Below are 25,382 nucleotides of genomic sequence, written 5' to 3'. Positions count from 1 at the left end.
CCAGAAGAGGGCGCTTATGCGACAAAGAGGTTGCCCCAGGGGGAAAAGAGCAGAACAGGTACCGGAAAATACGGCGTGCGCTATTTTTGGATAAGCCGTTGTTATTTTTTGTCCGGGGGGCTCGTATACATAGCAGTACAAACCGTATCGATTACCGATGAAAGGGGAAAACAAAATGATAAACAAGAAAAAAATTGCCGGCCTTTCCGCCGCCTGCCTGCTGGCGTTCCCGCTGGTGCTGTCCGGCTGCGGCTTGTTCGGCTCGGAAAAATCGGCTGCGATTGACCCTCCGCCAAGCGATGTGGAGGCGCAAATGCTGCAGACGAGCGAAAACACGCTGGATAGCGGGGTCTTCGCGCCTGTGGCGGATGACGGCGCGGATAGCGGCGCTGCCGGCAGCGATTCGAGCGCGGGAACCGCTGATTCAGCAGGGGCTGCGGCGAATAACGCCGTAAACAACGGCGCAGCGGCATCGGCCAAAGGGGACAGCGATTCTCATGCGCCGCGCACGACCGTATTTTTGCAGAATGATAACGGGCTGCTTGCTCCCGTCGCTCTGAACCTTCCGGCGGCAGATAAGGGCGGAGCGTTGAAGCAATCGCTCGAAGCGCTGGTTGACAAGGGAGCCTACGCCGCGAACCTGCCTGACGGTTTTCATGGCGTCCTTCCTCAAGGCACAGAGGTTAAAAGCGTAACCGTGGACTCCAAGCATTTGGCCGTCGCCGAATTCGGCGGCAATTTCGGCACATACGCTCCCGAAGACGAGCGGAAGCTTCTGGAGGCCCTTACCTGGACGCTGACCGGGCAGGATGGAATCAAGGGAGTGCAGCTGTGGGTTGACGGCAAGAAGCTGAACGAGATGCCGCTCAAGGGAACGCCGCTCGATCGTCCGCTGACCCGCAGCCTGGGCATCAATCTGTCGTCGCATGGACCTGCTCTGATGAATTCCAGCGCCGTCACGGTCTACTTCTCGGCTTCTTCGCCAAGCGGAGTGCAGTATTACGTACCCGTTACCCGGTTCGTGACGCCGGGACAGGACCCGCTTCATGCGGCAGTGAACGAACTGATCAAAGGTCCGGATTCCGCTGCCGGTCTTGAGACCGTAATGACCCCCGATACGCTGCTGGACTCCGTGGAGAAAGGGCAGAACGGCGTAGTGACCGTGTCGCTGAATGACGATATGTTCGATGACGGCAGTCAGGTGCCCGCCGAGCTGCTGGAGTCTGTGGTGCTTACGGTTGCCCAGAATTCGGAGGACTCCATGGTACAGGTCCGCATGAACGGCAAACAGACGGTAACCGGCACTGACAATGTCGATTACGGCAAGCCGGTATCAGCTCCGCAGTATGTGAATGAGCTTCCGCTGTAACAAGAAAAGCCGGACCCGGTTTGTTCGGAAGCATCCGGCTCCGTGAGCGGCGGGCGGTTGCCGGCACATGCGCTGCCGGGCCGCTTTCTGGCCGCCAAGGCGAAAAGATGCTTTTGCGCCTGCACTTTGGTAGAATAAAGGATGCTTAAACGAAGCTTATGCTATACAAATGTAGGAGGCAGACCAAATGAGATCAAACGGGCGAAACGACGATGGGCTCCGGCCGCTCAAGATTACGACCCAAACCAATAAATATGCCGAAGGCTCCGTACTCATTGAAATGGGAGACACCAAGGTGATTTGCACGGCGACCGTGGAGGAAAAAGTCCCTCCCTTTCTGAAAGGCCAGGGGAAAGGCTGGGTGACAGCCGAATATTCCATGCTTCCCCGGGCGACCCAGTCGCGCAACCAGCGTGAGGCCGCCCGAGGAAAGCTGAGCGGACGCACGATGGAGATCCAGCGTCTGATCGGACGGGCACTTCGCTCGGTGGTGAATTTGCAGGCTCTGGGCGAAAGGAGCATCACGCTCGACTGCGACGTTATCCAGGCGGACGGCGGAACGCGGACTGCGTCGATTACAGGCTCTTTTGTCGCACTGGCGTTTGCCGTGAACAAAATTGCGCTACAGCACCGTCTCAGCGTGTTTCCCATCACCGACTATCTGGCGGCGATCAGCGTCGGCATTGTGGGGGACCGCCCGCTGCTCGATCTGAATTATGAAGAGGATTCCAAGGCGAAGGTCGATATGAACGTTGTCATGACCGGAAGCGGCGAATTCGTTGAACTGCAGGGAACCGGGGAAGAACGCCCCTTCTCGCGGAAGGAGCTGGATCATCTGCTGGGTCTGGGCGAAAAAGGGATTCTCGAACTGATCGCCGCCCAGAAGGAAGCGCTCGGACCGATTGCACTCAAAATTCCCGCCGGCCAGCCCGGCAAGGAGGTTTAGCATGATCTCCGGAGACGGTATTCTCGTTGTCGCAACGAAAAATGCCGGAAAGGTGCGTGAATTTCAGCATGCTTTTGCGCCGTTCGGCTTGACGGTCAAGAGCATGTTCGATTATCCGGAGCTGCCGGACGTGGTGGAGGATGGAACGACCTTTGCGGAGAATGCGCTGAGGAAATCCAGGCAAATCGCCGAAGCGCTCGGTCTACCCGTACTGGCCGACGATTCCGGCCTCTGCGTGGATGCGCTTGACGGTCGTCCCGGCGTATACTCCGCCCGCTATGCGGGCGAAGGAGCCACGGACAAGGACAATAATCTCAAGCTACTTGACGAGCTGGAGAGACTGAAGCAGGGTGAGGATACCGGACAGCCGCTGCTTAGCACGGCTAGGTTCGTCTGTGCCCTGTCCTTGTACGATCCCTCTGCAGCTTCCGAGCTTACAGCCGAAGGCGCGGTGGAGGGCTGGATTACTTCCGAGCCAGCCGGAGGGGGAGGCTTCGGTTACGATCCCTTGTTCTATCTTCCGGATTTTGAGAAGACCATGGCCGAGCTTACGCTGGACGAGAAACAGTCGATTAGCCATAGGGGCAAGGCGCTGCGGCTTCTCACAGAGAGATTGGCCGGGCGGCCACTTGGCAGCGAAGGACAATAAGCATATAGCATTGCAAAGCCTCTAGTCTGAATGATCGCGTATGCGAAATTCAGGCTAGAGGCTTTTTTTGCTTTCGAAAATGGCGGTCATTCAAGCCATATTGGTGAAGAAATTCTGTCGTCATCATAACGCGGCTCCCGGAGAAGTACAATGAAGTAGCGGCAGTTCATGGCTATGCCAAATGATGCAACGCAGTACAGTTTTTTTCGTTATTGTTAGTATAAAGCGAATAAAGAAGGTGACAGCTTTGGTTATTTGGATGATCTGGTTCATTGCCGCCGGCATACTGCTGGTCGCTGAAATGCTGACGCTCACTTTTTACCTATTGTGGCTCTGCATCGGGGCCGCCGCTGCGGGCCTGGTGTCGCTTGCCGCGCCGGACGCTGTGCTGGTACAGGTGCTGGCCGGCTCTTTGGTCGCGCTGGGACTAACTCTGTTCTCGAAACCCGTGGTTTCGCGGTTCCGAGCCTCACGGGGATTTAAGGACATCGGTACCGATATTGTCGGCAGGCAGGGGATCGTCGTTCAGCCTATTGAGCAGGGTCGATACGGACAGGTCAAAGTCGGGGGCGACACTTGGAGCGCGAAGTCGGCGCAGAATTTGGCTGCGGATGAGAAGGTCAGAGTAATCGGCAGAGGAAACGCTATTATTGAAGTAGAACGCTGGGAGGAATGAGAGATGGAATTGGCGGTTACTGGAGTTGTATTGATTGTTGTAATTGCATTTATCGCGCTGACGGTCAAAATCGTCCCGCAGCAGCGGGTCGGCGTCGTTGAACGGCTGGGGAAGTTCCACCGGCTGCTGACGCCCGGTCTCAATATTCTGATTCCGATCATCGATCAGGTGCGGGTCTATCATGATCTGCGGATTCAGCAGGCGAATGTGCCTCCGCAGACGGTAATTACCAAGGACAACGTGCAGGTGCAGATCGACACAATTATTTTCTACCAGGTCGTGGGCCCGGAAGAAGCGACTTACGGCATCTCCGATTATGTCTATGGTGTACGGAACATCAGCACGGCTACGATGCGGCAAATTATCGGCAAGCTGGAGCTTGATGAGACGCTGTCCGGACGGGAAAAAATCTCGACCGAAATCCGCCTCGCTCTTGATGAAGCAACGGAGAAATGGGGCGTGCGGATTGAGCGGGTCGAGGTGATCGATATCAAGCCGCCGGCCGACATCCAGGAAGCGATGGATAAACAAATGAAGGCGGAACGGAACAAGCGGGCCATCGTGCTGGAGGCGGAAGCGGCCAAACAGGATATGATTCTGCGTGCGGAGGGCGACAAGCAGAGCAAAATCCTGAAGGCGGAAGGAGACCGGGAAGCGCGGATTCATCAAGCGGAGGGTCTGCGCCAGGCGCAGGAGCTGGAGGCGCTCGGCCAGGCCAAGGCCATTCAGGCGATCGCAGAGGCAGAGAAGCTGCGGATTGAGCTGATCCGAACCGCCGGGCTGGATGAGCAGGTGCTGGCTTATCGCTCTTTCGAAGCATTGGGCGAAATCGCCAAGGGGCCGGCCAACAAGGTATTCCTGCCGAGCGACGTCGTCGGGACGCTTGGAAGTGTGGGCGCCATTGCCGAAGTGTTTAAGGCGGGCAAGGACAAATAAGCGCGGTATCGGACTTTTCCGGCACTCTCCTGGCATGGTCTTCAGGATTGATTTTACAATCGTGGTCATTTCGGCTAAAGTAGGGACACACCCCAAGAAGAAATGATAAGGAGAGAAGACATCGTGACGCAAAAAGAACTTTCGCCATTTGTGGAGCTGCTTGGCCTGGAGCGCCATGTCGAAGGCGGCTGGTTTAAGGAAATTTGGAAATCTTCCGTACAAATTCCCCGGGATCTTCTAGGTAAAGACTACTCCGGCCCACGCCCTGCGGCCTCCACTATTTATTTCCTGCTGCACCCGGGCGAGGAATCCCAGTGGCACGCCGTCCTATCGGATGAGCATTGGCTGTGGCATGCGGGCAGTCCGCTTGTGTTAAGCCTCGGCGGCAGCGGAGAGCAGCCTGGCGAGGTCGAGGAAATTATACTGGGCCTAGATATTGCCGCAGGCCAGCAGCCGCAGGCGCTCGTACCGGCAGGCGCGTGGCAGGCCGCAAGACCACTCGGCGACGAGCCGGTGCTTGTCTCCTGTGTAGTGGCTCCGGGCTTCCATTATGACGATTTCCGGCTGATCGGCAAGTCGGAGGAATAACGCATTTCTCCCTACTGAAGCAGCAGGAAGAGTTGAATACTTTTAGTTAGAGGCGGAGCGCAGGCTCCGCTTTTTTAAATTCAGAAAGTATAAGCTTCGCGTTTATCCCTAACCTGATATTTCTACGAGAAACGGTACCGCCCCTGAAAGGACGGCGAAGCGTTTCTTCTTGCTTAGTCGATACATGGCGCGGTTCAATGAAATTCGGGGTAAGCCAAGCGGAATTTTGAACTTTCGGCACTCGATCTGATATACTTGATTTTGGAAATCCTGCTTAGAATGACAGCATACACGGTTAAACATTTTTGTAGAACGCAAACTAAACACGAATCTGGAGGGAGAAGCGATGAGTCAGTTGAATGGACCGTTTACGGGAGGACCTACACTGAGAGACGGCGTAACGATGCCGTGGCTGGGACTTGGAGTATGGAAGACTAAAGACGGCGATGAGGTCATTCATGCGGTCAAATCGGCGATCGAAATCGGTTACCGCAGCATCGATACGGCCTCGGCTTACAAGAATGAAGAGGGCGTAGGGCAAGCTATCCAAGAATCGGGAGTGCCCCGCGAGGAACTGTTCATCACTACGAAGGTGTTCAATAGTGAACAGGGTTATGAGCAGACCTTGCAGGCCTACGAGTCCAGCCGTAAGAAGCTCGGTCTGGATGTCATTGACTTGTATCTGATCCACTGGCCGGTTAAGGATAAGTTCCGCGAAACCTGGAAAGCGCTCATTCATTTGCAAAAAGAGGGCTATGTCAAGTCGATCGGCGTCAGCAATTTTCAACCTCATCATCTGAACAGCATTATCGAAGACACCGGTGTCGTCCCCGTGGTGAATCAGGTGGAATTCCATCCGCTGCTGAGCCAGCGCGAGCTGCTCAAATACTGCCAGGATCAGAATATTCAGCTCGAAGCGTGGAGCCCGCTGCTGCAGGGCAACCTGGATATTCCGCTGCTGCAGGATCTCGCGCAAAAATACGGAAAGACGCCTGCCCAAATTGTTCTCCGCTGGGATATCCAGCAGGGCGTCATTACGATTCCTAAATCCATTAATGCCGATCGTATCCGTGAGAATGCCGGTATTTTTGACTTTACGCTCAGCGATGAAGATGTCCTGGCCATCGAGGGATTGAACAAGAACCACCGCTACGGCCCTGACCCGGATAACTTCAATTTCTAACATACAATTGGGTTGAAAAAGGATGTCTCCAGCCGCTCATCCACGGCAGTCGGAGGCATCCTTTGTTTTATTAATGGAATCATGCACGGAGTCTGGGAGTTCGCCCCAGCTTTCTCATCAGGAGTATCCCTTGGACGATGACCAGCATGCTGCAGACCATGGCCATAACCTGGCCGGCCTGATCGCTCGCTGTAATCGTATCGAAGATGGCGTGCCAGAGAATGACCGGAATAATGCTCCACCGGCTACCCGCGCAAATCCAGGCGAGGACGGCGGAACCGTAGGTCAGGCTGATTGCCCAGCCGATGATGCCAAAGCCCATGCCGAGGTAGCTTTCATTAAACCAGAATGCGGGCAGATGCCACATCATCCAGATGACCGCCACGATCAGAGCGGAAGTGAATAAGGAGCGGCGGCGGTGCAGCTCAGGTAAAAGAAAGCCGCGCCAGCCGCTCTCCTCGCCAATGCCGAAGGTCAGCACCCAGATGAGCGCCGTTTCCCAGACGTTGAGGCCTGCGGGGAGATCGGATGTAAGTCCGAACCGGGACATATCCGGAAAGCTTCCGGTAATGAGGCGGTGGGCCAAAACGGCGATCCCCCCGTAAGCGAGCGGAAGCCCGGCTGCGATCAGCAGCCATTTTCGGGGGAAGGAGAAGGAAAACAGTGTCTTGATCCAGGCGGATAGTCCATTGCCGCCGGGCAGCAGCTGAGCGGCGGCTGCTCCGGCGAGCGGGCCGAACGATCCCAAGTAGAACTGACCGGGCAGGACGGGGAGATGGGCCGCGAACTGCCGGTTTGCAAGCAGCGGGAGCCAGCAGGCCCAGGTAAAGCCGAAAGTGACGAACAGAAACAGGCTGATTCTGTTTCTGTTTCTGTCCGTCTTCCGGCCGGTGGACAAGCGGGAATTCATGAATACCTACTCCTTCATAACGGAGATATTTTATATCTCCAATATGGGAGCAAAGCCGTAAGCAGGTATACGGCAAATATCACCTTTTTACTACTCAATGGAAATATTGTAAGTGCGCAGCCAGAGATCGACCTGGGCCAGATAAGCGAACAGCTGAGGGCCGGACATCAACTGGCCGAACCAGGGCAGATTGCTTGACGACTCCGGCGATGCCGCAATTTCGCGGATTTTGGCGGAATTGATCAGCGGCAGAATCGGTGAAGAAGGGTCATCCAGAATACTGAGCGCCTTTTGACGTACGGCGTTCAGATAGCCGGGATTATGCGTCTTGGGGTACGGGCTTTTTTTGCGGTACAGCACATCATCCGGCAGAATGCCTTCAAGCGCTTTGCGCAGGATTCCTTTTTCTCTTCCCCCTACAGTTTTAATTTCCCAGGGAATATTCCAGACGTATTGAACGAGCCGGTGGTCGCAATAAGGGACGCGGACTTCAAGACCGACCCCCATGCTCATCCGGTCCTTGCGGTCCAGCAAAGTCGGCATAAACCGGGTGATATTGAGATAGGACATGACCCGCATCTGTGCCTGCTTGCCGGTCTCGCCCTCAAGCTTTGGCGTCTCGGCTATCGCGTCGCTGTATCGGTCACCCAAATATTCGAGCGGACGAATCCATTCCCGAATCTCGGGCGAGAGCAGGGCGGACCGCATTTTGGGAGCGACGGCCCATGGAAAGGTTCCCGAGGATAGCATTTCTTCGCGGTGAAACCAGGGGTATCCGCCGAATATTTCGTCAGCCGCTTCGCCGGAAATCGCCACCGTGGCGCCTTTTTTAATTTCCCGGCAGAACAAATACAGCGACGAGTCGACATCTGTCATGCCCGGCAGGTCGCGGGTGAACAGCGCTTGATCGAGCGCCTCCACCAGCTCTTCCGTGTCGAACTGGATATAATGATGCCTTGTTCCCAGCTCATCGACCATCCGTTTAATCCAGGGACCGTCGGCACCCGGCTGGAAGGAGTGGCTCTTGAAATATTTGTCGTTGTCGACATAGTCGACGGAATAGGTGTCCATCTGTCCTTGGCCGGTTCGTTTGTAATAGTCGACGGCAAGCGCGGACAACGCGCTCGAATCCAGACCGCCGGATAACAGGGAGCAGACAGGCACATCGGATACAAGCTGGCGCTCCAGCGTATCTTTCAGCAGTTCCCGCACCTTAGCGGCTGTCTCTTCCGGGCTGTCCGTATGGGGAGAGCTTTCCAGCGTCCAGTAGGCATAGCTTCGCAGGCCCTCGCGGCTGTAAATCATGGCATGACCGGGACGCAGCTCCGATATATCCTTGTACACGCCATGCCCCGGCGTCCGGGCCGGACCGACAATGAAAATTTCCGCAAGCCCTTCCGGCCCGACGACCGGGCGAACCTTGGGGTGCTGAAGCAGCGCCTTCGGCTCCGACCCGAAGATAAGGGTATCGTCGGCTTTGCTGAAGAACAGCGGTTTCACGCCCAGCCGGTCGCGTGCGAAAAATACCTGCTCACGCAGACCGTCCCAGACGGCAAAGGCGAAAATGCCGTTCAGCTTCCCGGCGCATTCCGGACCCCACTCGATGTAAGCATGCAGCAGCACCTCAGTGTCGCATTGGGTGCGGAACTCATGCCCCCGGAGCTTTAGCTCATTTTTTAGTTCGGCGGCGTTATATAACTCTCCGTTGTAGACAATAGCATAAACCTGGTCTTCATAGCGGGCGATCATTGGCTGTGCGCCGTTCTCGGGATCGATAACGCTGAGTCTACGGTGACCGAATGCGATAGGGCCCGAAATCCATGTACCCGATGCGTCGGGACCGCGGTTCGCCATTGTTTCAGTCATTTTGACCAGCAGCTGGGAATGTTGGGTCAGATCTCCGCGCCACTGGATAAATCCGGTTATTCCGCACATCACGGTTCATCCTCTCTTGTGGGCCGCCTAAGTGTGGTGTCCCTATCTTTTTGCCAATTAACACAGATATATGCCGAAGGAAGGCATAAAATGTATGTCCTTATCCGAACACTAGGAAGGGAGAAAATTGGCTTGAGAGGAAGGATGACGGATGTATTACATTAAGGATGCCAAAATACGCAGAATGCTTGAATATGACGGGGCGCCCTGCGCCGAAGTGGGGGTCCTGCCGGGAGCCGTGGGTGACTCTGCGCTCTTGGTGTACATTGTGGAAGACAATCGGGAAGAGGGGTACGAAATTGTCCGCATTTTGACCAATGACGCCGACACGGCTACCGATTGGTATGACAATAATATGCATGACGCCTTTGTCGATGTGACCTCCAGTGCATTTACAGGTAGTCCGGTCATGAGCCCCGAGGAAGAACGGGACAAGTTTCAAAGGGAGCTGCTGATTTTCAGGGATCTGAAAAAACAGCTGGAGGAGCGATTTCGCGAGTATTCATAGACTAACCTTAAGTAACGTGAATAAGGGAGTGTTACTTGTCCGGCAGGGCTAATGAGCGCTCCCTTTTTATTTGCTGCCGAAGTATAGGCTTGGATCAGCGGCTCTTCAGCATTTCCATTTCAATCTCCAGCTTGAACTGGCGGCGGTTAAGCAGCTCCAAACCGGATTCCAGTGTATCGATGCGCTTGTTCGTCGTCTGATCGAAGGAGTGTTGCGCCGTTTCAATACGTTTTACCGTTTCAAGTGTCTCGAAGAGGGCCTGTTTGAGCTCGCCATAATTGGTCTGGTGCTCTACGCGCATTTCCTGCTGCTGTGCTTTCATTTCTTGCTGTTGTGTTTTTATTTCTTGCTGTTCGGCTTTAATCTCCTTCAGTTCATTTAGAATCAGTTCGAACATGGCATCGCTCATGGCTTGTTCGCCTCCTCGAAAACGTTAATAAGCCGTTATGGACTTTAGGATTTTTCCGATAATTTTGATTTCGGTTCCGTAACTCGCGCCGGCTTCACGTATAATGGGGGAAAGCTTGATGTTATCGGATAAAAGAATAAAGTGATCGCCCTGATTGTACACCCGCCGAAGCGCCGGTTCGCCGTTCACCAGCACAAGGGCAATTTCGCCGTCTGCCACCTTGTTCTGTCTGTGAATCAGCAGCAAATCGCCTGGGGTAATGCCGGCTGCGGCCATGCTATCGTCTTTAGCCTGAACATAAAAATATTCGCCTTCCTTCACCCAAGCCTTGGGTGTGGCTTCATAGCCTTTTATTTCGCGGTACTGGATATCGTCGTTGTTAAAAGAAATTTTTCCCGCAACAGGCAGGCTAACCAGTTCGGATTCCCGCGGCTCTGTGCCCAGCATGGATTCCGTTCCTTCCAGCAGCGCGGCCAGTTCAACGTTCAGCGCCGAAGCGATCTCGGTCAGCCGGTCCATATCTACTTTGATTTCTCCCGTTTCATACCGCTGAACCGTCTTTTTCGTCAGACTGAGTGCATCACCAAGGGCCTGCAGGCTGAGCTGTCCAATAGTTCGGTATTTGCGGATATTCCCGCCGATAATTTCATAGAAGCCGGAATTCTCTTGTGTATGTTTTATTGTTCTCACGCCTTTGATTTTTTGAAAAGTATGAGCAAGCTGTTGATTTAATTATAACATAAAAAGACACACGATCAATATAAATTTATTGTTGTGTCGTTGATTTTCATCTATCTGCATCCCCATTTTTCGGAGAATTGTAACCAGCCAAACCTTGATCTCTTTAGCACACCCGTTATATAATAAATAACGTTGCTGAAATACATACTTTGTGTCCCAATAGCTCAGCTGGATAGAGCATGCGCCTTCTAAGCGCACGGTCGGGGGTTCGAATCCCTCTTGGGACGTTAAATGCCTTCCCTTTTGGGGAGGCATTTTTGCGTCCGGGGAAGAGAACTCCCAAGGGTTCGTTGGAGCATGGGTTTCGTTAGCATCCGCATCGCAGTCAGGCCGAATGGCCTGTATCCCTCTTGGGACGCAACAAAACCTTCCTTCGGGAAGGTTTGTACTTTTTACCTTTGGATGAACGGGAAAACCTCCCGTTTAATCCTCTCAAAAATGGATTTTCTACCTATGGAAGGGAAAAACTCCTGCTTATTAGGCGATTTTGCTCCATTTCAGGCAAAACCGGCAGATTAAGCGGGAGGAATTCCAGTTTATCTCTGGCGGAGGGCCGTTTTTATGTAAATAAACGGGAGAAATTCCGCTTCGTTCGCTCCCAGTCATGTCATTAACCTCTACGACTACCCAAAAAACCAATTTCTAACATTAAACAATTGAGAGCAGCAATAAAGCCTGGTGAAGTGCACAATAGAACCGGAGTGAATTGGAAAAAGTAACCCAAGTAGCTCAATCACTGAACCGAATCCATTCGCAAAATTGGTTCCTGCCAACACGCGAAGGTCCCAGCGCGCGGTGCTTGGCGTAGCATGACGGAGTCAACCCCAGTCAGTCGCTTTCACAGGAACCGAATCCTTTCCTAAAGTCGGATCTTCTGCCACACCGTAACAAACTCCCTCCAAATCAGCCGCCATCACAGAAACGAATCCTTTCCTAAAGTCGGATCTTCTACCTCACCGTAACAGCTCCCCTCCCAATCAGCACATCCTACAGCCGATCCGGTGCGGGCAGTCCCAGCACATCCAGTGCATCCTTCAGCGTGTCGGCGAATTTCCGGGCCAGCCAGAGTCTGAAGCGCAGCCGCTTGGGCTCGGCCTTCAGGATCGGGCAGGCGGAGTAGAAATTGTTGAACAGCGTGGCGAGCGTGTGCGTGTAACCGCAGACCACATTCGGCGCGAGCTCCCGTCCGGCCGCATCGAGCGTGTCGGGCCAAAAAGCGATATGCCGCAGCAGCGCGGCTTCGGCTTTTTCCATTGGGTCCGGTATACAAGCACAAGCTTCTGCCACTATTTCCGGGGTGATATCCGCGGCTTTTGCCAGGACGCTGACCGCGCGAGCGTAGGAGTACATCAAATACACGCCAGTGTTGCCGGATATTTCCGTCGCCTGACGCAGATCGAACACGACCTCGGTACCGAGGTTGAAGCGCAGCAGGTAGTAACGGATCGCGGCAATAGCGATGTCCCGGCTGGGGAGTCCGCTTTGATCGGTGCGGGCCCGCTTAATGCTGTCCTCCATAAGACGAATCAGATCACTCACCTTGATGCCAATGCCCTGACGCCCCGACATGGCGTATGAGGCTTTGCCGTCCGAAATATCGATGCCGAGATCGGCGGCCGAAGCGGGACTAAGGGAAACGACGCCGTATCCCGCATGATGGAGCTTATCCGATTGAGCCGAATATCCGAGCGCACGGAGCGCCTCTTTAACCATTGTCTGCGGATATTCCTGCCTGGAATCAATGACATTAATGACGATATCTGCTCTACCGAGCGGGAGATGATCTCCCCCTTGTACCGTCGTATACAGCCCTTCTGTAAATTTTTTATAGGTGAAATCCTTGTCCAGCAGCCCGAATTTCCAGAGATGGTAGGCAATATCCTTGGCCGTATAGGTCAAAATCCCGTTCGAACGCACTAGCACCTTATCCGTGGTGTGCTCGGCATCCTGCGCTCCCGGTTCCGTTCCCTGCTTCAGCACCCAACAGCCCGCAAGCTTGCCTTCCGATTCCCGGTAAAAATAAGGCGTCTCCCGCAGCCGCTCAAACGCCGCTGCCCAGAATCCTTCCCGAACAATGCTGCTTTCCCAGACGAGCAGATCGTATTCGATGCCGAACGGCCTCATCTCCTCCACATGCTCCCGAACGATCCGTTCGGCGGTCAGGCTGCCGAGCCAGGCGACATTTCCCGTCCCTTCCTCAAGCTCATGCAGCGTTTCGGCGCGTTTGGCCGCCAGCTCCGGATTCACGGCATATTCCCGGTTCACTGCCGAGTAGATGTCCCAGCAGTAATCGCCGAACCGGACATGCTTACCGCTTAAAGGCACGTTCAGCAGACCGACGACGGTATCCGCCAGCTGGTTGCCCAGATCGTCGATATAGTTGTGGACCTCGACCGTATAACCAATTTTTCTTAACATGCGCACGAGCGTGTCGCCGATGCAGGAATTCCGAAGATGGCCGATGTGCATCGATTTGTTAGGATTGACGGAGGTATGCTCGATGATCACTTTTTCCCCCGGCGCCGGAGGAAGCTCGAATTGGCGTCCGGCCCACGCGCTCCAGCGGATATGAACGTTGAGAAAGCCTGGAGCGGCCGTGTCCGCTTTTTCTAGCAAGCCCTCCGCCAGACCCGATGCCTCCAGTTCCTCCCGGATCAGCTGAGCAATGACAAGCGGCGGTTTCCGCAGAGTTCTGGCAAGCTGCATGGCAATATTGCTTGAATAATCACCGTGCTCCGGGTTCGCCGGCTGCTCCACGGCCACGGTCAACCCTTCTGGAATCTTCGCCCCAAGACGCTCCATGACACGCGTAACACTTTGCTCCATCGCTTGTTGAATGATCCGGCTTAATAACATCCTCACAACCTCCTTCTGATAATAAAAAAAGCCCGCGTCTCCAAAAAGAGACGAGGACTTGTGTTCTCGCGGTACCACTCTACTTGCCAAGACCGGATGGCCTGGCCGCTTATAGGATAACGGACCTGTACCGGGGCTTCCTACTGAGGTTTCGTTTCGGAAGTCCGTCTCCCGGGTGCGCTTCATGAAGGTCTGCCGCCGGCTTCCACCATCCCGGCTCGCTGGGCATCAGGGGCCCTTCACTAATCTCCCGATCATCGACTGTCTGTGAATATGTTGTTCAATCGTACGTGCAATGTTTCTTCTTGTTATAATCGATTTCTTGGGAAAAAGCAATGGATTCTTCGTTTCATTTGTTTGCCGAAATTCCCGGACGGGCATGACAGCTGCTGCATAATCTGGTGACATATCCCAATGCAGAGGAGGAATTATCGTGGGTGAAGCTAGAGACCTGGGCTGCATGACTTCGACAAGCGCGATTCTGGTACTGTTCATTCTGCTCGTGATCATTACCAAAGCTTGGTGTGTATAATTAATTGTCCGCTTAACGTGAAATCCCGCCGGGCCTGAAGGCCTGACGGGTTTTTTTTGGGGGGTCGAAGCCGCCTTTGCAGGTATGCTCCTTAGACGCTCCGGTCTCCGGGGTCAGCCGCGATGCCGTGTCCAATTAACCGGATCAGGAGCTCGATTTCCTCCTCGTCGTTCCATTCTTTATTCGGCTGCAGCAGAAGGCGGGTCATGATGTAGCCGATAATTGCGGATGCGGTAAAGCGAATTAAGGTCGGTGCCGGGATATCGATGATTTCCCCTTTTTGCTTAAAGTGCTCGACTTGGGCGGAAATCCTTTCAAAAACCTTGCTCATAATATCCTCCATGAACTGCTCGCGCAGGTTCGGATGAAAGGGGATTTCCTGAATGAGGATTTGCAGGATCTTGAAGTTCTTGCGGGCAAATTCAAGCCGGTTCCGGATCAGGGAGCGAAGGAAGTCCTCGTAGCTGTCAAAAGATTTATCCAGCAAATTACCAAAATTCCTTATGACAAAAGGGGCGAGCAGACGGCTCATCGTCGGCCCTACAATGGACAGCAGCAGGTCCTTCTTGGTCTTGTAGTAGCGAAAAATCGTTCCCTCCGCCACCCCGGCCTTCTGTGCGATTTCACTGGTCGCCGTGCCCGCATACCCTTTTTCCGCAAACACATCCACGGCTGCCTGCAAAATCGCAACCTGCTTCGGCGTCATTTTCTCTTCACCGCCAAGGGCAAGCAGTTCTTGAGCCCAGTCTTCCGTATTGTTGTTGGCAGAAAAATGTTCGGTCATCATGGCCACCCTCCAGACTTTATCAGCTTATCTTACCATATTTGCGGAACTAAGTTACATTTTGCGGTGTTTACGGAGGGCCAGCACGTTCAGAATCATGAACAGAAGTGAAAAAGCGATCAGCACAACCACATCGGTTTCAATCGCAGTCCAGCCTTTGCCCCGGATCATCACATCCATCATTCCTTGCGCCCCGTAGTATAACGGAGTGGCATACCCGATCCGCTGAAGCCACAGGGGAAGCGTGTCGAGCGGAAACAGTCCGCTCAGGAAAATCTGCGGCACAATGACAAGCGGGATGAACTGAATCATCTGAAGCTCGTTCCCGGCGAAAGCCGACAGCAGCGTGCCGAGCGTCAGAGCCGTCATCGACAGCAGCAGCGTGATCAGCAGGACATAGCCGAAGCTCCCGGCCATCATAATGCCCAGCACCTGAATGGAGAACCAGGAAATGAGCAGGGCCTGGAACACGGTAAAAATACCGAAGCCGATAACATAGCCGATGACGATTTCCCACCGTTTAAGCGGAGTGGCGAGGAGACGCTCCAGCGTCCCTGTCGTCCGTTCCCGAAGAAAGGAGACCCCGGCAATCAGGAAGACGAAAAAGAACACGAATACGCCGATCATAATCGGTCCGAACCGGTCGATGGTCTTCATGTCCGCGGAGCCGTACAGGTAGCTGACTTGCGGCTGGACGGCAGGCTGTACCTGTTGTCCCAGAGCTTGCTGTCCCTGCGTTTGCTGTCCCTGCGTTTGCTGTCCCTGCACCTGTTGCCCCTGTGCTTGCTGTCCCTGTGCCTGTTGTCCCTGCGCCAGTTGTCCCTGTGCCTGCTGTCCCTGCACCTGTTGTCCAAGAGCTTGCTGTCCCTGCGCCTGTTGTCCTTGTGGCTTTTGTCCCTGCGCCTGAGCTGGCCCGGTTGCCCCCAGGTCCCTTGTCGCCTGCTCCAGCGCCTGCATAACGGCCCGATTGGCAGTCGGATTGCTTCCTTCCAGTATGACCTTCGGAGCGCCGCTACCCGCGGTGATCATTGCGTCGATTGTTCCGTTTTTCAGCGCCTGAACCCCGTCTTCCTCCGAGTCATACTTCACAACCTTGGCGTCATGTTTGGCCAGCGCTTCCGACAGGACGGCCGCTTGACCCGACAAGCCGATATTCGGTTTATAGGCATTGCCGCCAAACACGAGGCTCATCAGGCTGAGAACGAGCAGGGGGGCGGCGAACATCAGAGCCATCGTTCTTTTGTCGTGAATGAACTGCCGCAAGATACGCAGCGTAAGAGCGCGGATTCTCATGGACGCACACCTCCGTAATATAAAAATGCTTCTTCAATAGAAGATGAACCCGTAGCCTGAAGCAGATTGGCGGGAGTGTCCTCAGCAAGCAGGCGGCCTTCCCGGATCATTCCGAGCCGGTCGCATTTTTCGGCTTCATCCATCACGTGGGTCGTCAGCACTATGGTCGTTCCCCGTTCATTCAGAGCTCTAAGCTCCTTCCAGATGGACATTCGCAGCACCGGATCGATCCCGACCGTCGGCTCATCCAGAATAAGCAGTGGAGGTTCGTGCAGCAGCGCGATGGCCAGCGACAGCCGGCGTTTCATCCCCCCGGAGTATTGATCGACTCTTTTGCGGAGATGCTCTTCCAGACCTACAATCTCAATAACTTCTTTAATACGGCGGTTTCTCTGTTCTTTCTTCAATCCATACAGCGAAGCGAAAAATTCCAGATTCTCCTTGGCGCTCAGCTCACTGTACAAGGCGTCGGACTGGGCCATATAGCCGATTTGTGAAAGCAGCGAAAGCTTGGGAACCTTCACTCCCAGCACATGGACTTCCCCCGAGTCGGCTTCATCGATTCCGGTCAGCAGCCGGACCAGCGTCGTCTTACCGGAGCCCGAAGGACCCAGTAGGCCGAAGGTCTCGGTTTTATGCACCTCAAGGCTGATGTCTTCCAGGACAACTTTGCTTCCGAAGGCTTTGCGAATATGCTCCACTTTAATCACCGGGGCTTCACGGTTCATGCGAATCTCTCCGTTCTTCATCAAAATGAGTGAGTACTCACTCAATATATTAAATCAGGCAGCGCCAATTGTAAATCCTTTTTCCCGCGTTAATTTTGAGTTAACAAAACGGCTGAAATCCGGCCGAAGCCACATGAAAAATTTGGACAACTTCATCTTTGGAAAATATTTCTCGGCAACAGATTTTACAACCAGGGCGGAAAATAACTTTAGCAGTTACCTATATGAAAAAGGGTGAATTCATTTGAAAAGAAATCAGTTGTTAGGCGTACTGATGGCTTCGGCACTTCTGGTCTCGGCAGGCGAAGCAAGCGTGTACGCGGCGGCAGGACCGGTTAGCAAACCATCCGCCGTTAAAGCATCCGTTAAGGCAACGGTAAAAGTTAAAGAAGGAGTTAAGGCTTGGACGGTAAACGGCGCCCAAACCAGTTTCAAAACGGTAGACGCCGGCGGATATAAGCTGTATTCCATCAGCCAACTGGCCGCTTCCCTCGGCGCAAGCATCGCTAATGAGTCGGGAAGCCTGGTGCTGAAGGACAAGGCAGGAGTACATACGATTAAATTGAAAGCCGGCTCCAAGAGCTACACGCTCGACAGCGTAAAATACAATTTTACGACAGCACCGACCGTTTACGGCGGCAAGCTGTACGTTGAACTTAGCGCAATCGTTAACGGTCTGGGCGGAGAGCTGTTCGGCAGCCCGCTGCAAATTCTTGGCACGGCGCGTCCGCAAGGCGAATTTGATACGATCCATTGGGCCGCTGACGGAACGGTTCTGGCGAACCTGGAAGGCGAAACGACGCAAATTTACAAGTTTGGGGCAAATCCGGGCAGCTTTGGATTGTTCTCGAGCGATGACAAAGCCTCGGATTTCGCAGTTTCTGGCGACCGTCGTTACGGTGCTTTCACCGATGAGAACGGACTGCTGTACGTCATTGATTTGACTTCGGGTGCGGTGAAACCTGTCGGAACGGATACCTCCACCAAGACAGATCTTACCTGGTCGGCAGACGGCAAGATCATCTATTTTATCCAAGGGGACAAGCAGGAGAAGATTTCTCAGATTTCGGTTGATATCGGCACTGTAACGGAGCTGCTGGCCGATAAGGTGGAGAACAAATCCGAACTGCATATTTCCGCGGACGGCAAGAGAGCGGTCTACATCGTCAACATTACCGGAACCGCCAAAAATGACGCCGACAGCACGGAAGATTCCCTGACGGTCGACTATAGCAAGGCGGGAGAGCAGCTGTATCAGCTTGACCTTTCAACAAAGGGCGCGAAGCCGGCCGCTCTGACCACTTCGGACGACAACAAGCTGTATCCGGAAATTCTGGCTGACGGAACGGTAGTCTACTTGAGCGCGGACCCTGAAGGCAAAACGGTCAACACGCTGAAGACAGTGAAGCCGGACGGTACGACCGCCAATATTGCGCTGGATATCGAAGTGAACTGGGCCGAGGCCGCTGCCGGCGGAATAATCGCATCCGGAACGGCTGCTGACGGCACTTCCCGCTTTTATTCCGTTTCGGCATCCGGATCGGCACAAGAACTGTTCCGCACGAAAGCCGACATTTCCGAAGTTGCGGTTTCCGCCGACGGAAGCAAACTGGCAGTAATCACAGGCGGAAAGCTGATTACAATCGAGAACGGCAAATCCGTGCAGTTGACGAGATAAGGCGTTTTTTCAGAACGACAACTAATTTGGACGGCTAGAAGCCGAGAGGAGAATCAGTCATGAAATTTTTCAAAAAGGTCACATTTACAGCTTTGGCTGCCGTGTTTGCCGTTTCGGCATCTTTCGCAGGAGGAGCATCCGCAGCGGGAAAGCTGTCGGGTAAAATTACGGTTAACGGTTCGACAGCTCTGCTGCCGCTGACGCTGCAGGCTGCTAAGGAATTCCAAAGAATGAATCCGAAGGTGAGAATCGCCGCTTCAGGCAAAGGCTCCGTTACCGGACCGCAAGCCGTGAAGAAAGGCATCGCCGACATCGGCGCGTGCGACTGGGATGCCAGTATCGATGTTCCCGGATTTAAAGCATTCAGCGGACAAGTAGCGAACAAGGTTGCGGTTATTCCTTTTGCTACTATCGTGAACAAGAATGTCGGTGTAGACAACCTGACTACCGAGCAGCTGAAGGGCATTTTCTCCGGCAAAATTACGAACTGGAAGCAAGTCGGCGGCGCTGACGCGGATATCGTCGTCATTACCCGCGCTTTCGGCTCCGGCACACGCGTTAACTACCAGGCCAAGGCTCTGGCGGGCGGCGATATCGTGAAGAAAGAGAAGAACTATAAAGAAGTTGGCTCCAGCGGCGATATGAAAACAGCTGTGGGAACGACTCCAAACGCTATCGGTTATATTGATTTGGTCTACGTTAGCGGCGACGTGAAGGCTGTGAAGTTTAACGGCGTAGCGGCTACTACGGACAACGTCATTAACGGTTCTTACAAAATTTGGGCATATGGCTACTACATGACCAAAGGACAGCCGACTGGCGCCGTTAAAGCGTTCATCGACTATGTACAAAGCAAGAAGTTCCAACAGGGTTCGCTGAAAAAACTCAAGTTCATTCCGATCTCGGCAATGAAGTAATTTAGCACAATTTTTTCGGAAGAGCGTCATTATACGGCCAGCCTCCGGCACATGGGGGGCTGGTTTTTTTAAAATATAAAATTTTTAAGCTAAACGCTTATCATTTATTTCTGCGAGAAACGCATCTGCGTCTTAGAAAGACGCCGTCAGGCGTTTCTTCTTGGGAGGAAACAGCATGGCACAACAGTCCTATGAACCGAACCCTGCGGTACAAAGCATCCGTACCAAGGCGGTTTCGGGCAGACGCCATCTCCGGCATTTGCTTGCAAATACCGCTGCCCGCTATTATTTCTTGTTCAGTATTTTGGCGCTCTGTTTCGTACTGGCGCTGGTTATTCTCTTTATCGGCAAAACGGCGCTGCTGCTCTTCGGTCAGGTCTCGCCGGTCAAATTCTTCCTCTCGTTCGACTGGACGCCGGAGGAAGACCGGTTCGGGGCAGCGGCCTTTATTTTGAACACCTTGTCGCTTACCGCGCTCACGCTGCTGATTTCGGTTCCCGTCTCGGTGGGTATGGCGGTGCTGACCGCCGAAATCGCGCCGGCCTGGCTCAAGCGCCTGATCCGTCCGATTCTTGATCTTCTGGTCGGCATTCCTTCTATTGTATACGGTTATCTTGGCTTGACCGTTCTCCTGCCGCTGCTTCGGCGAGCCAGCGGGGAAGGCCTCGGGGACGGCCTGCTGGCGGCGGCGCTCGTGCTGGCGCTGATGGTGCTGCCGACCATTGCCCGGATCAGCGACGATGCGATCACCGCTGTGCCGCGCAAGTACCGCGATGCCGCCTATGCGCTCGGCTCCACCCGGTTGCAGGTCATTATGCGCGTGGTGCTGCCGGCTGCCGGCAGAGGAATTCTGACGGCGGTGATTCTCGGGATGACGCGGGCGATCGGCGAGACGATGGCTGTCGTGATGGTAATCGGCAACACGCCTCAGCTCGCGAAGACTCTCTTTACACCGGCGTCGGTGTTAACGAGCAACATCGTGATGCAGATTTCCAACGTGGAATTCGATTCCACCTGGAACTATGCCCTGCACATGATGGCTTTCCTGCTATTGTTGATTTCGTTCTTACTAATACTGATTGTCCGTTTTTTGGGACGCAAAAGGAGGGAAGGGTAAATGAGCAGCTTCTCCCGTTCGCGGCACACGGCACGGTCCATCCGGTTTGACAAGCTGGCGACATGGGGCTTTTACGGCCTCGGGGCTTTGGTGATGCTCCTTATTTTTTGGCTGCTGTTCACCATCTTGAGCAAAGGGCTGCCTGGCCTCGATTTCTCCTTTCTGATCCGCCAGCCCGAGGAGATTGATATCGGGGGCGGCATTGGCCCCGTGCTGTTCAACTCTTTTTATATCCTGCTGATCTCCTTGGTCATTTCGATTCCGATCGGTCTGGGCGCGGGGATTTATATGGCGGAGTATGCACCGGACAACGCTTTTACCGGAGCGCTGCGGATTTGCGTCGAATCTCTGTCGTCCGTGCCTTCCATTGTCTTCGGTCTTCTCGGTCTGGCGATATTTGCGGAGTACTTCGGAATTGGCCTGACCATTCTCGGCGGCGGCGTCAGTCTGGCGCTGCTGAATCTGCCAATGCTGGCGCGGGTAACGGAGGAAGCGGTGCGGGCTGTTCCAGACGAGCTGCGCGAGGCGGGCTATGCGCTGGGTCTGACGAAATTTTACTGCATCCGTAAAATCGTGCTGCCCGTCGCGCTCCCGTCCATCATTACGGGCATCTGCCTGGTCGCCGGCCGCGCATTCGGGGAATCGGCGGTAATTATCCTGACGGCAGGCCTCAGCACCTCGGGGGAAATGTGGGACTTCAATCTCCTCTCTCCGGGAGAGACGCTGGCCGTGCATTTATGGTATGTGCAATCCGAAGCGATTGTCGAGGATGCCAAGCAGATTGCCGATAAATCGGCGGCGGTGCTCGTTATCGTCGTGCTGCTGATCAATCTGGCGTTCCGCGCCCCGCTGTGGTGGGTCAAGCGCGGGAAAGGGCAGTAATTCCCCGGTACACTTACTGATATGCTCCCCTTTAGATAGACAGGCGAAATCATAATAACCTGTTTAGCTAATGGGGAGCTTTTCCGTTTATAACGGGGGGAACCGCCTTTTTTAAGGTGCTGTGGGGAAGCTAGTTGCCTCTGAAGTGGCAGCGTTTGGGCGTGCTAACGTGTTTTTTCGAATTATTGTGTAGAGATTAAGACATGTTCCGTTGTTTGGGGATTCATTATTCAGGTGTTAATTATTTTAGTGAGTCGATGTGCAGTGGGGAGCCTGCATCCATTTAAGTTCGAGTATGCGACAAGTGGGATATGTGGGTGTGGCTATACCGAAATAATGATTGGGACTCTGATTGGGACTGCTATGATTGGGACTGCTATGATTGGTGATTGCTATGATTGGAATTGCTATCCTTTGGAGGGCTTATGATCGATTGGAGTTAATCCCCGTCGCTGCCTGTTTAATAGTTGGGAGAGAGGGCGAGTGAACTGGAATTTCTCCGTCTTATTTATTAAAAAGAGACCTATTTAGGAGCTTGAGAGGGAATTCCTCCACTTTAATCAGGAATTTTGGCCAAAAATCAGGGAGAGGCGGCAAATAAGCTGGAGCTTTTCCCGTTCAGGAGGCAGGTCGGCCCTATTTTTCGAAAATGAAAGGGAGTTTTTCCCGTTTATGCATATGCCATTTGTTAGATCAAGCGTTCCTCCTTCGTCCAGATGAAAGGGACTCGCGGGATAGCTGCGATTCGGCCGCTCCGACGCCCCCCAGGGGGTTCTCATCCCTCTACGCAAAAGATGCCTCCCCAAACGGGAAGGCATTTGGACGTCCCAAGAGGGATACAGCCCTACGGGCTGACTGCGAAGCGGATGCTAACGAAGCCTATGCTCCGACGAACCCCCCAGGGGGGGTTCTCATCCCTCTAAACAAAAAACCTTCCCGAAGGAAGGTTTTAATTACGTCCCAAGAGGGATACGGCCCTGCGGGCTGACTGCGAAGCGGATGCTAACGAAGCTTATGCTCCGACGACCCCCCAGGGGGTTCTCATCCCTCTAAACAAAAAACCTTCCCGAAGGAAGGTTTTAATTACGTCCCAAGAGGGATTCGAACCCCCGACCGTGCGCTTAGAAGGCGCATGCTCTATCCAGCTGAGCTATTGGGACATATAATACTGAAAAGCAAGCAAAAATTATAATACCATAATAACGGCGTTAGTTCAACCTGTTTTTACAAAGCAAGTACAGGGTATGCTATAATCATCAACTGAGACGTTTTTGTGAATCAGGAAGGAGGTGCCCTCATTCGAAATTCAAATTCCCCCGCCAAAGAAAATATCGTGCTTTTTCCGAAGACGCTGGACTACTATCAGATCCAACTGACGGTCATGCTGGAAAGCGAGCGTTACGGGGAAGCCATCGGGCTGCTGAGATTTTTGCTTCAGTGCCAGGGGCAGGACGAGCGGCACTACGAGGAATGGCGATCGTTGCTGGAATGGCTGGAGGCGGCGTTTCCCTATGCAGTGCAGGATGAGTATACCGGCGAGCCGCCGGCTAACGAAGAAGAAATGGGCGCACAAGAGATGGCACGGCAAATGGCCAAAGCCAAGCTTCAGGAGGACGCGGATTACGCGAACAAGCTTCTGCGCCGGGTCATGAACGAGCCATTGTCGGAAGCGACGCTGCTTGCGCTGGAGCAGCTTTCTTTTTTTGAAGGAGAAGAAGTGGATGACGCTCTGACCGAATGGGTCCAGAAACCGGGCATTCATCCCATCTTGCAATTCCGTACACTCCAGACGCTTCGGCGGCGGGGCGTGCAGGGGGCAGCCCATCTGAGAAGAGGAATGGAAAGCGTTGAGGTAGATATTGAGCAGGTTCCTTTGCAAGATGATGATTTTCCTCCTCAGATTGCCCAGGTGCTGGAACGTGTCGCGGAGCAGACGGAGACGCATGAGCCAACTTTGTATTATTTTGCCCAGGAGCTGTGGGGGCAGTTTATCATGTCGATCTATGGTTCGGACGCCTATAATTCCATACTGACCGGTGAAGACGGGGTGCTGGATTTATGGGCGGGAGCGCTGCACCAGACGGTATCCGAAACGCTGACCGGAACAAGGAATGAAGAGGAGACCCGGGCGATGTACGGCATTACGGAGAGCATGAGGTTTCCATTTGAACAGGCGTACCGGATGCTTAACAGTTTTGCCGGAAAGCCTTAATAACCCCGTATTTCGAGGGGAAAACGCATAACGACACTTGAAAAAAATAATAATCCTTTATATAATATAATGGTTATTCTGTGCGTGATATGCGAACCAATTTTGGAGGGGAAAGCAAATAATGAAAGCAACTTGGGAAAAAATAGAGAAGAACCTTGGCGTTCTTGAAGTTGAAGTAGACGCGGAGCGTGTAGCGCAAGCTCTCGACAAAGCCTTTAATAAAGTCGTTAAGAAAGCCAACGTACCGGGTTTCCGCAAAGGAAAAGTACCGCGGCCGATTTTTGAATCCCGTTTTGGCGTGGAGAGCCTTTATCAAGACGCTATCGACATCCTGCTGCCGGAAGCTTATGGCGAAGCGGTTGAGCAAACCGACATTTTCCCTGTAGACCGTCCTGAAGTGGACATCGAGCAATTCGGCAAAGGACAATCCTTCAAGTTTAAGGCGAAAGTTACTGTGAAGCCTGAAGTAACGCTTGGCCAATACAAAGGAATCGAAGTTCCTGCTCAAAAAGCTGAAGTAACGGAAGAAGAGCTGAACGCAGAACTGACTCGCCTGCAAGAGCGTCATGCCGAGCTGGTAGTTATTGAAGACGAAGCGGCAGCTAAAGGCGATATCGCTGTGATCGATTTCGACGGATATGTCGACGGCGAAGCATTCGAAGGCGGCAAAGCGGAGCGCCACTCCCTGGAGCTGGGAAGCAATTCCTTCATCCCGGGCTTTGAAGATCAAGTTGTCGGTATGTCTACCGGCGATTCCAAAGACGTGGAAGTTACTTTCCCGGAAGAATATCAAGCCGAGCATCTCGCTGGCAAACCGGCCGTATTCAAAGTGAAACTGCATGAAATCAAGCGCAAACAGCTTCCGGAGCTGGACGACGAGTTCGCGAAGGACGTTAGCGAATTCGAAACGCTGGCCGAGTACAAGGAAGATCTGAAGAAGCAACTGGAATCCCGCAAGGCGGAAGAGCTGAAAGGTGCGAAAGAAAACGCCGTTGTCGAGAAAGCCGCTGCCAATGCGGAAGTGGAAATTCCGGAAGCCATGATCGAGAGCGAAATTCAGACCATGGTTCGCGATTTCGACCTGCGTCTTCGTCAACAAGGCATGAACATGGACATGTTCCTCAGCTTCTCCGGCCAAACGCAGGATGATCTGCGTGCGCAAATGAAGAATGATGCCGAGAAACGCGTTCTGAACAACCTGATTCTCGAAGTGATTGCCAAGGAAGAGAACATTAAAGTTTCCGATGAGGAGTTTGAAGAAGAGCTCTCCAAAATGGCTGAGACTTACAAACGCTCCGCTGAAGAAATTCGCGGCATTCTTGCGGCAAACGGATCGCTGGACAGCCTGAGAGACGAGATCTCCCTCCGCAAGACGATCGATTTCCTTGTTGAGAACAGCACGGAAGTTGAAGCTCCGGCTGAAGAAGCAAGCGCCGAATAAAACCGCCGGTAAGGCGATATAACCAAAGCGGCCCTATTTCGGGCTTCATACTCGACTGATAAGGCACGTATATTTATGGTACGTGCCTTATT

Annotated in this window: 23 protein-coding genes, 2 tRNA genes and 1 other annotated feature; of the genes, 16 read left to right on the top strand and 9 right to left on the bottom strand. The window is 53.5% G+C overall.

Features of this window, described 5'->3' with window-relative positions; genetic code table 11:
• Positions 1-175: 175 nt before the first annotated feature.
• From G5B47_RS14515 to G5B47_RS14485, 7 genes are all read left to right on the top strand, one after another.
• A complete protein-coding gene (locus G5B47_RS14515) occupies positions 176-1,369 on the top strand; it encodes a GerMN domain-containing protein (protein ID WP_165099323.1) in 1,194 nt (397 codons plus the stop codon).
• Between the two features lie 187 nt (positions 1,370-1,556).
• Complete coding sequence (gene rph / locus G5B47_RS14510) at positions 1,557-2,315, top strand: ribonuclease PH (RefSeq protein WP_165099321.1); 759 nt, start codon at positions 1,557-1,559, stop codon at positions 2,313-2,315.
• A gap of 1 nt (position 2,316) precedes the next feature.
• A complete protein-coding gene (locus tag G5B47_RS14505; protein ID WP_165099319.1) occupies positions 2,317-2,964 on the top strand; it encodes an XTP/dITP diphosphatase in 648 nt (215 codons plus the stop codon).
• A 247-nt stretch (positions 2,965-3,211) separates the two neighbouring features.
• Complete coding sequence (locus tag G5B47_RS14500) at positions 3,212-3,640, top strand: NfeD family protein (protein ID WP_165099317.1); 429 nt, start codon at positions 3,212-3,214, stop codon at positions 3,638-3,640.
• 3 nt (positions 3,641-3,643) lie between these two features.
• Positions 3,644-4,576 (top strand): SPFH domain-containing protein, encoded by a 933-nt coding sequence (locus G5B47_RS14495; protein WP_025336111.1) that lies wholly within the window; start codon positions 3,644-3,646, stop codon positions 4,574-4,576.
• A gap of 123 nt (positions 4,577-4,699) precedes the next feature.
• A complete protein-coding gene (locus tag G5B47_RS14490; RefSeq protein WP_407945225.1) occupies positions 4,700-5,164 on the top strand; it encodes a cupin domain-containing protein in 465 nt (154 codons plus the stop codon).
• Between the two features lie 346 nt (positions 5,165-5,510).
• A complete protein-coding gene (locus G5B47_RS14485) occupies positions 5,511-6,347 on the top strand; it encodes an aldo/keto reductase (RefSeq protein ID WP_165099313.1) in 837 nt (278 codons plus the stop codon).
• Between the two features lie 79 nt (positions 6,348-6,426).
• Here the strand turns inward: G5B47_RS14485 and G5B47_RS14480 are convergent, their stop codons facing one another.
• Both G5B47_RS14480 and asnB read right to left on the bottom strand, forming a co-directional pair.
• Positions 6,427-7,257: a CPBP family intramembrane glutamic endopeptidase gene (locus tag G5B47_RS14480; protein WP_165099311.1), complete on the bottom strand. Its 831-nt coding sequence runs from the start codon at positions 7,255-7,257 to the stop codon at positions 6,427-6,429.
• 90 nt (positions 7,258-7,347) lie between these two features.
• Complete coding sequence (gene asnB / locus G5B47_RS14475; protein ID WP_165099309.1) at positions 7,348-9,192, bottom strand: asparagine synthase (glutamine-hydrolyzing); 1,845 nt, start codon at positions 9,190-9,192, stop codon at positions 7,348-7,350.
• A 151-nt stretch (positions 9,193-9,343) separates the two neighbouring features.
• On the opposite strand from asnB, the gene G5B47_RS14470 reads away from it, so the two are divergent.
• Entirely contained in the window at positions 9,344-9,700 is a 357-nt protein-coding gene (locus tag G5B47_RS14470) for a hypothetical protein (protein ID WP_165099307.1), read from the top strand.
• Positions 9,701-9,794: 94 nt separating this feature from the next.
• Here the strand turns inward: G5B47_RS14470 and G5B47_RS14465 are convergent, their stop codons facing one another.
• Together G5B47_RS14465 and G5B47_RS26045 are read right to left on the bottom strand one after the other, a co-directional pair.
• The gene (locus G5B47_RS14465; protein ID WP_165099305.1) at positions 9,795-10,109 is read right to left on the bottom strand and encodes a hypothetical protein; all 315 of its coding nucleotides are present in this window, start codon (positions 10,107-10,109) and stop codon (positions 9,795-9,797) included.
• 24 nt (positions 10,110-10,133) lie between these two features.
• The gene (locus G5B47_RS26045) at positions 10,134-10,799 is read right to left on the bottom strand and encodes a LexA family protein (RefSeq protein WP_328804540.1); all 666 of its coding nucleotides are present in this window, start codon (positions 10,797-10,799) and stop codon (positions 10,134-10,136) included.
• A gap of 204 nt (positions 10,800-11,003) precedes the next feature.
• On the opposite strand from G5B47_RS26045, the gene G5B47_RS14455 reads away from it, so the two are divergent.
• Positions 11,004-11,077: transfer RNA gene (locus G5B47_RS14455), tRNA-Arg, on the top strand.
• Between the two features lie 760 nt (positions 11,078-11,837).
• Here the strand turns inward: G5B47_RS14455 and G5B47_RS14450 are convergent.
• Complete coding sequence (locus tag G5B47_RS14450; protein WP_165099303.1) at positions 11,838-13,706, bottom strand: arginine--tRNA ligase; 1,869 nt, start codon at positions 13,704-13,706, stop codon at positions 11,838-11,840.
• A gap of 43 nt (positions 13,707-13,749) precedes the next feature.
• Positions 13,750-13,973: a binding site (T-box leader), on the bottom strand.
• Between the two features lie 166 nt (positions 13,974-14,139).
• Between G5B47_RS14450 and G5B47_RS14445 the strand changes: the two genes are divergently transcribed.
• Complete coding sequence (locus G5B47_RS14445; RefSeq protein ID WP_226991724.1) at positions 14,140-14,238, top strand: YjcZ family sporulation protein; 99 nt, start codon at positions 14,140-14,142, stop codon at positions 14,236-14,238.
• 91 nt (positions 14,239-14,329) lie between these two features.
• Here G5B47_RS14445 and G5B47_RS14440 read toward each other — a convergent pair whose 3' ends face one another.
• From G5B47_RS14440 to G5B47_RS14430, 3 genes are read right to left on the bottom strand one after another with little or no spacing between them, the layout of a single operon-like run.
• Positions 14,330-15,025, bottom strand: coding sequence for a TetR/AcrR family transcriptional regulator (locus tag G5B47_RS14440; RefSeq protein ID WP_235957179.1), 696 nt, complete (start codon positions 15,023-15,025; stop codon positions 14,330-14,332).
• A 51-nt stretch (positions 15,026-15,076) separates the two neighbouring features.
• Positions 15,077-16,315 carry an ABC transporter permease gene (locus G5B47_RS14435; protein WP_165099300.1) on the bottom strand — a complete coding sequence of 413 codons (1,239 nt, stop codon included), beginning with the start codon at positions 16,313-16,315 and terminating at the stop codon, positions 15,077-15,079.
• Positions 16,312-17,043 (bottom strand): ABC transporter ATP-binding protein, encoded by a 732-nt coding sequence (locus G5B47_RS14430; RefSeq protein WP_165099298.1) that lies wholly within the window; start codon positions 17,041-17,043, stop codon positions 16,312-16,314. The genes G5B47_RS14435 and G5B47_RS14430 overlap by 4 nt, the downstream gene beginning before the upstream one ends.
• 244 nt (positions 17,044-17,287) lie before the next feature.
• Between G5B47_RS14430 and G5B47_RS14425 the strand changes: the two genes are divergently transcribed.
• The 4 genes from G5B47_RS14425 (at position 17,288) to pstA (ending at position 21,637) form a co-directional block, all read left to right on the top strand.
• The gene (locus G5B47_RS14425; protein WP_165099296.1) at positions 17,288-18,721 is read left to right on the top strand and encodes a stalk domain-containing protein; all 1,434 of its coding nucleotides are present in this window, start codon (positions 17,288-17,290) and stop codon (positions 18,719-18,721) included.
• 59 nt (positions 18,722-18,780) lie between these two features.
• A complete protein-coding gene (locus G5B47_RS14420) occupies positions 18,781-19,638 on the top strand; it encodes a phosphate ABC transporter substrate-binding protein (RefSeq protein WP_165099293.1) in 858 nt (285 codons plus the stop codon).
• 175 nt (positions 19,639-19,813) lie between these two features.
• On the top strand, positions 19,814-20,755 hold the full coding sequence (gene pstC / locus G5B47_RS14415) for a phosphate ABC transporter permease subunit PstC (protein ID WP_025336096.1): 942 nt from the start codon (positions 19,814-19,816) through the stop codon (positions 20,753-20,755).
• The gene (gene pstA, locus G5B47_RS14410) at positions 20,756-21,637 is read left to right on the top strand and encodes a phosphate ABC transporter permease PstA (RefSeq protein ID WP_165099291.1); all 882 of its coding nucleotides are present in this window, start codon (positions 20,756-20,758) and stop codon (positions 21,635-21,637) included.
• 1,086 nt (positions 21,638-22,723) lie between these two features.
• Here the strand turns inward: pstA and G5B47_RS14405 are convergent.
• Positions 22,724-22,797, bottom strand: a tRNA-Arg gene (locus tag G5B47_RS14405).
• A 113-nt stretch (positions 22,798-22,910) separates the two neighbouring features.
• Between G5B47_RS14405 and G5B47_RS14400 the strand changes: the two genes are divergently transcribed.
• Complete coding sequence (locus G5B47_RS14400) at positions 22,911-23,849, top strand: hypothetical protein (protein WP_407945224.1); 939 nt, start codon at positions 22,911-22,913, stop codon at positions 23,847-23,849.
• 121 nt (positions 23,850-23,970) lie between these two features.
• Positions 23,971-25,290 carry a trigger factor gene (gene tig / locus G5B47_RS14395; protein ID WP_165099288.1) on the top strand — a complete coding sequence of 440 codons (1,320 nt, stop codon included), beginning with the start codon at positions 23,971-23,973 and terminating at the stop codon, positions 25,288-25,290.
• The last annotated feature ends 92 nt before the right edge of the window (positions 25,291-25,382 follow it).

Origin of the sequence: Paenibacillus apii (genome assembly GCF_011043685.1) — a bacterium.
In the GTDB taxonomy this organism is placed as follows: Bacteria; Bacillota; Bacilli; order Paenibacillales; family Paenibacillaceae; genus Paenibacillus_AQ; species Paenibacillus_AQ sabinae.
The sequence above is the reverse complement of the archived record's forward strand: the minus strand, read 5'-3'. Positions and strand labels throughout refer to the sequence as shown.

Coding starts and splice junctions, on each gene's coding strand:
- G5B47_RS14515 (WP_165099323.1), top strand. CDS start 176: ATGATAAACAAGAAAAAAATTGCCGGCCTTTCCGCCGCCTGCCTGCTG.
- rph (WP_165099321.1), top strand. CDS start 1,557: ATGAGATCAAACGGGCGAAACGACGATGGGCTCCGGCCGCTCAAGATT.
- G5B47_RS14505 (WP_165099319.1), top strand. CDS start 2,317: ATGATCTCCGGAGACGGTATTCTCGTTGTCGCAACGAAAAATGCCGGA.
- G5B47_RS14495 (WP_025336111.1), top strand. CDS start 3,644: ATGGAATTGGCGGTTACTGGAGTTGTATTGATTGTTGTAATTGCATTT.
- G5B47_RS14485 (WP_165099313.1), top strand. CDS start 5,511: ATGAGTCAGTTGAATGGACCGTTTACGGGAGGACCTACACTGAGAGAC.
- G5B47_RS14480 (WP_165099311.1), bottom strand. CDS start 7,257: ATGAATTCCCGCTTGTCCACCGGCCGGAAGACGGACAGAAACAGAAAC.
- asnB (WP_165099309.1), bottom strand. CDS start 9,192: ATGTGCGGAATAACCGGATTTATCCAGTGGCGCGGAGATCTGACCCAA.
- G5B47_RS14470 (WP_165099307.1), top strand. CDS start 9,344: ATGTATTACATTAAGGATGCCAAAATACGCAGAATGCTTGAATATGAC.
- G5B47_RS14465 (WP_165099305.1), bottom strand. CDS start 10,109: ATGAGCGATGCCATGTTCGAACTGATTCTAAATGAACTGAAGGAGATT.
- G5B47_RS14450 (WP_165099303.1), bottom strand. CDS start 13,706: ATGTTATTAAGCCGGATCATTCAACAAGCGATGGAGCAAAGTGTTACG.
- G5B47_RS14440 (WP_235957179.1), bottom strand. CDS start 15,025: ATGATGACCGAACATTTTTCTGCCAACAACAATACGGAAGACTGGGCT.
- G5B47_RS14435 (WP_165099300.1), bottom strand. CDS start 16,315: ATGAGAATCCGCGCTCTTACGCTGCGTATCTTGCGGCAGTTCATTCAC.
- G5B47_RS14430 (WP_165099298.1), bottom strand. CDS start 17,043: ATGAACCGTGAAGCCCCGGTGATTAAAGTGGAGCATATTCGCAAAGCC.
- G5B47_RS14420 (WP_165099293.1), top strand. CDS start 18,781: ATGAAATTTTTCAAAAAGGTCACATTTACAGCTTTGGCTGCCGTGTTT.
- pstC (WP_025336096.1), top strand. CDS start 19,814: ATGGCACAACAGTCCTATGAACCGAACCCTGCGGTACAAAGCATCCGT.
- pstA (WP_165099291.1), top strand. CDS start 20,756: ATGAGCAGCTTCTCCCGTTCGCGGCACACGGCACGGTCCATCCGGTTT.
- tig (WP_165099288.1), top strand. CDS start 23,971: ATGAAAGCAACTTGGGAAAAAATAGAGAAGAACCTTGGCGTTCTTGAA.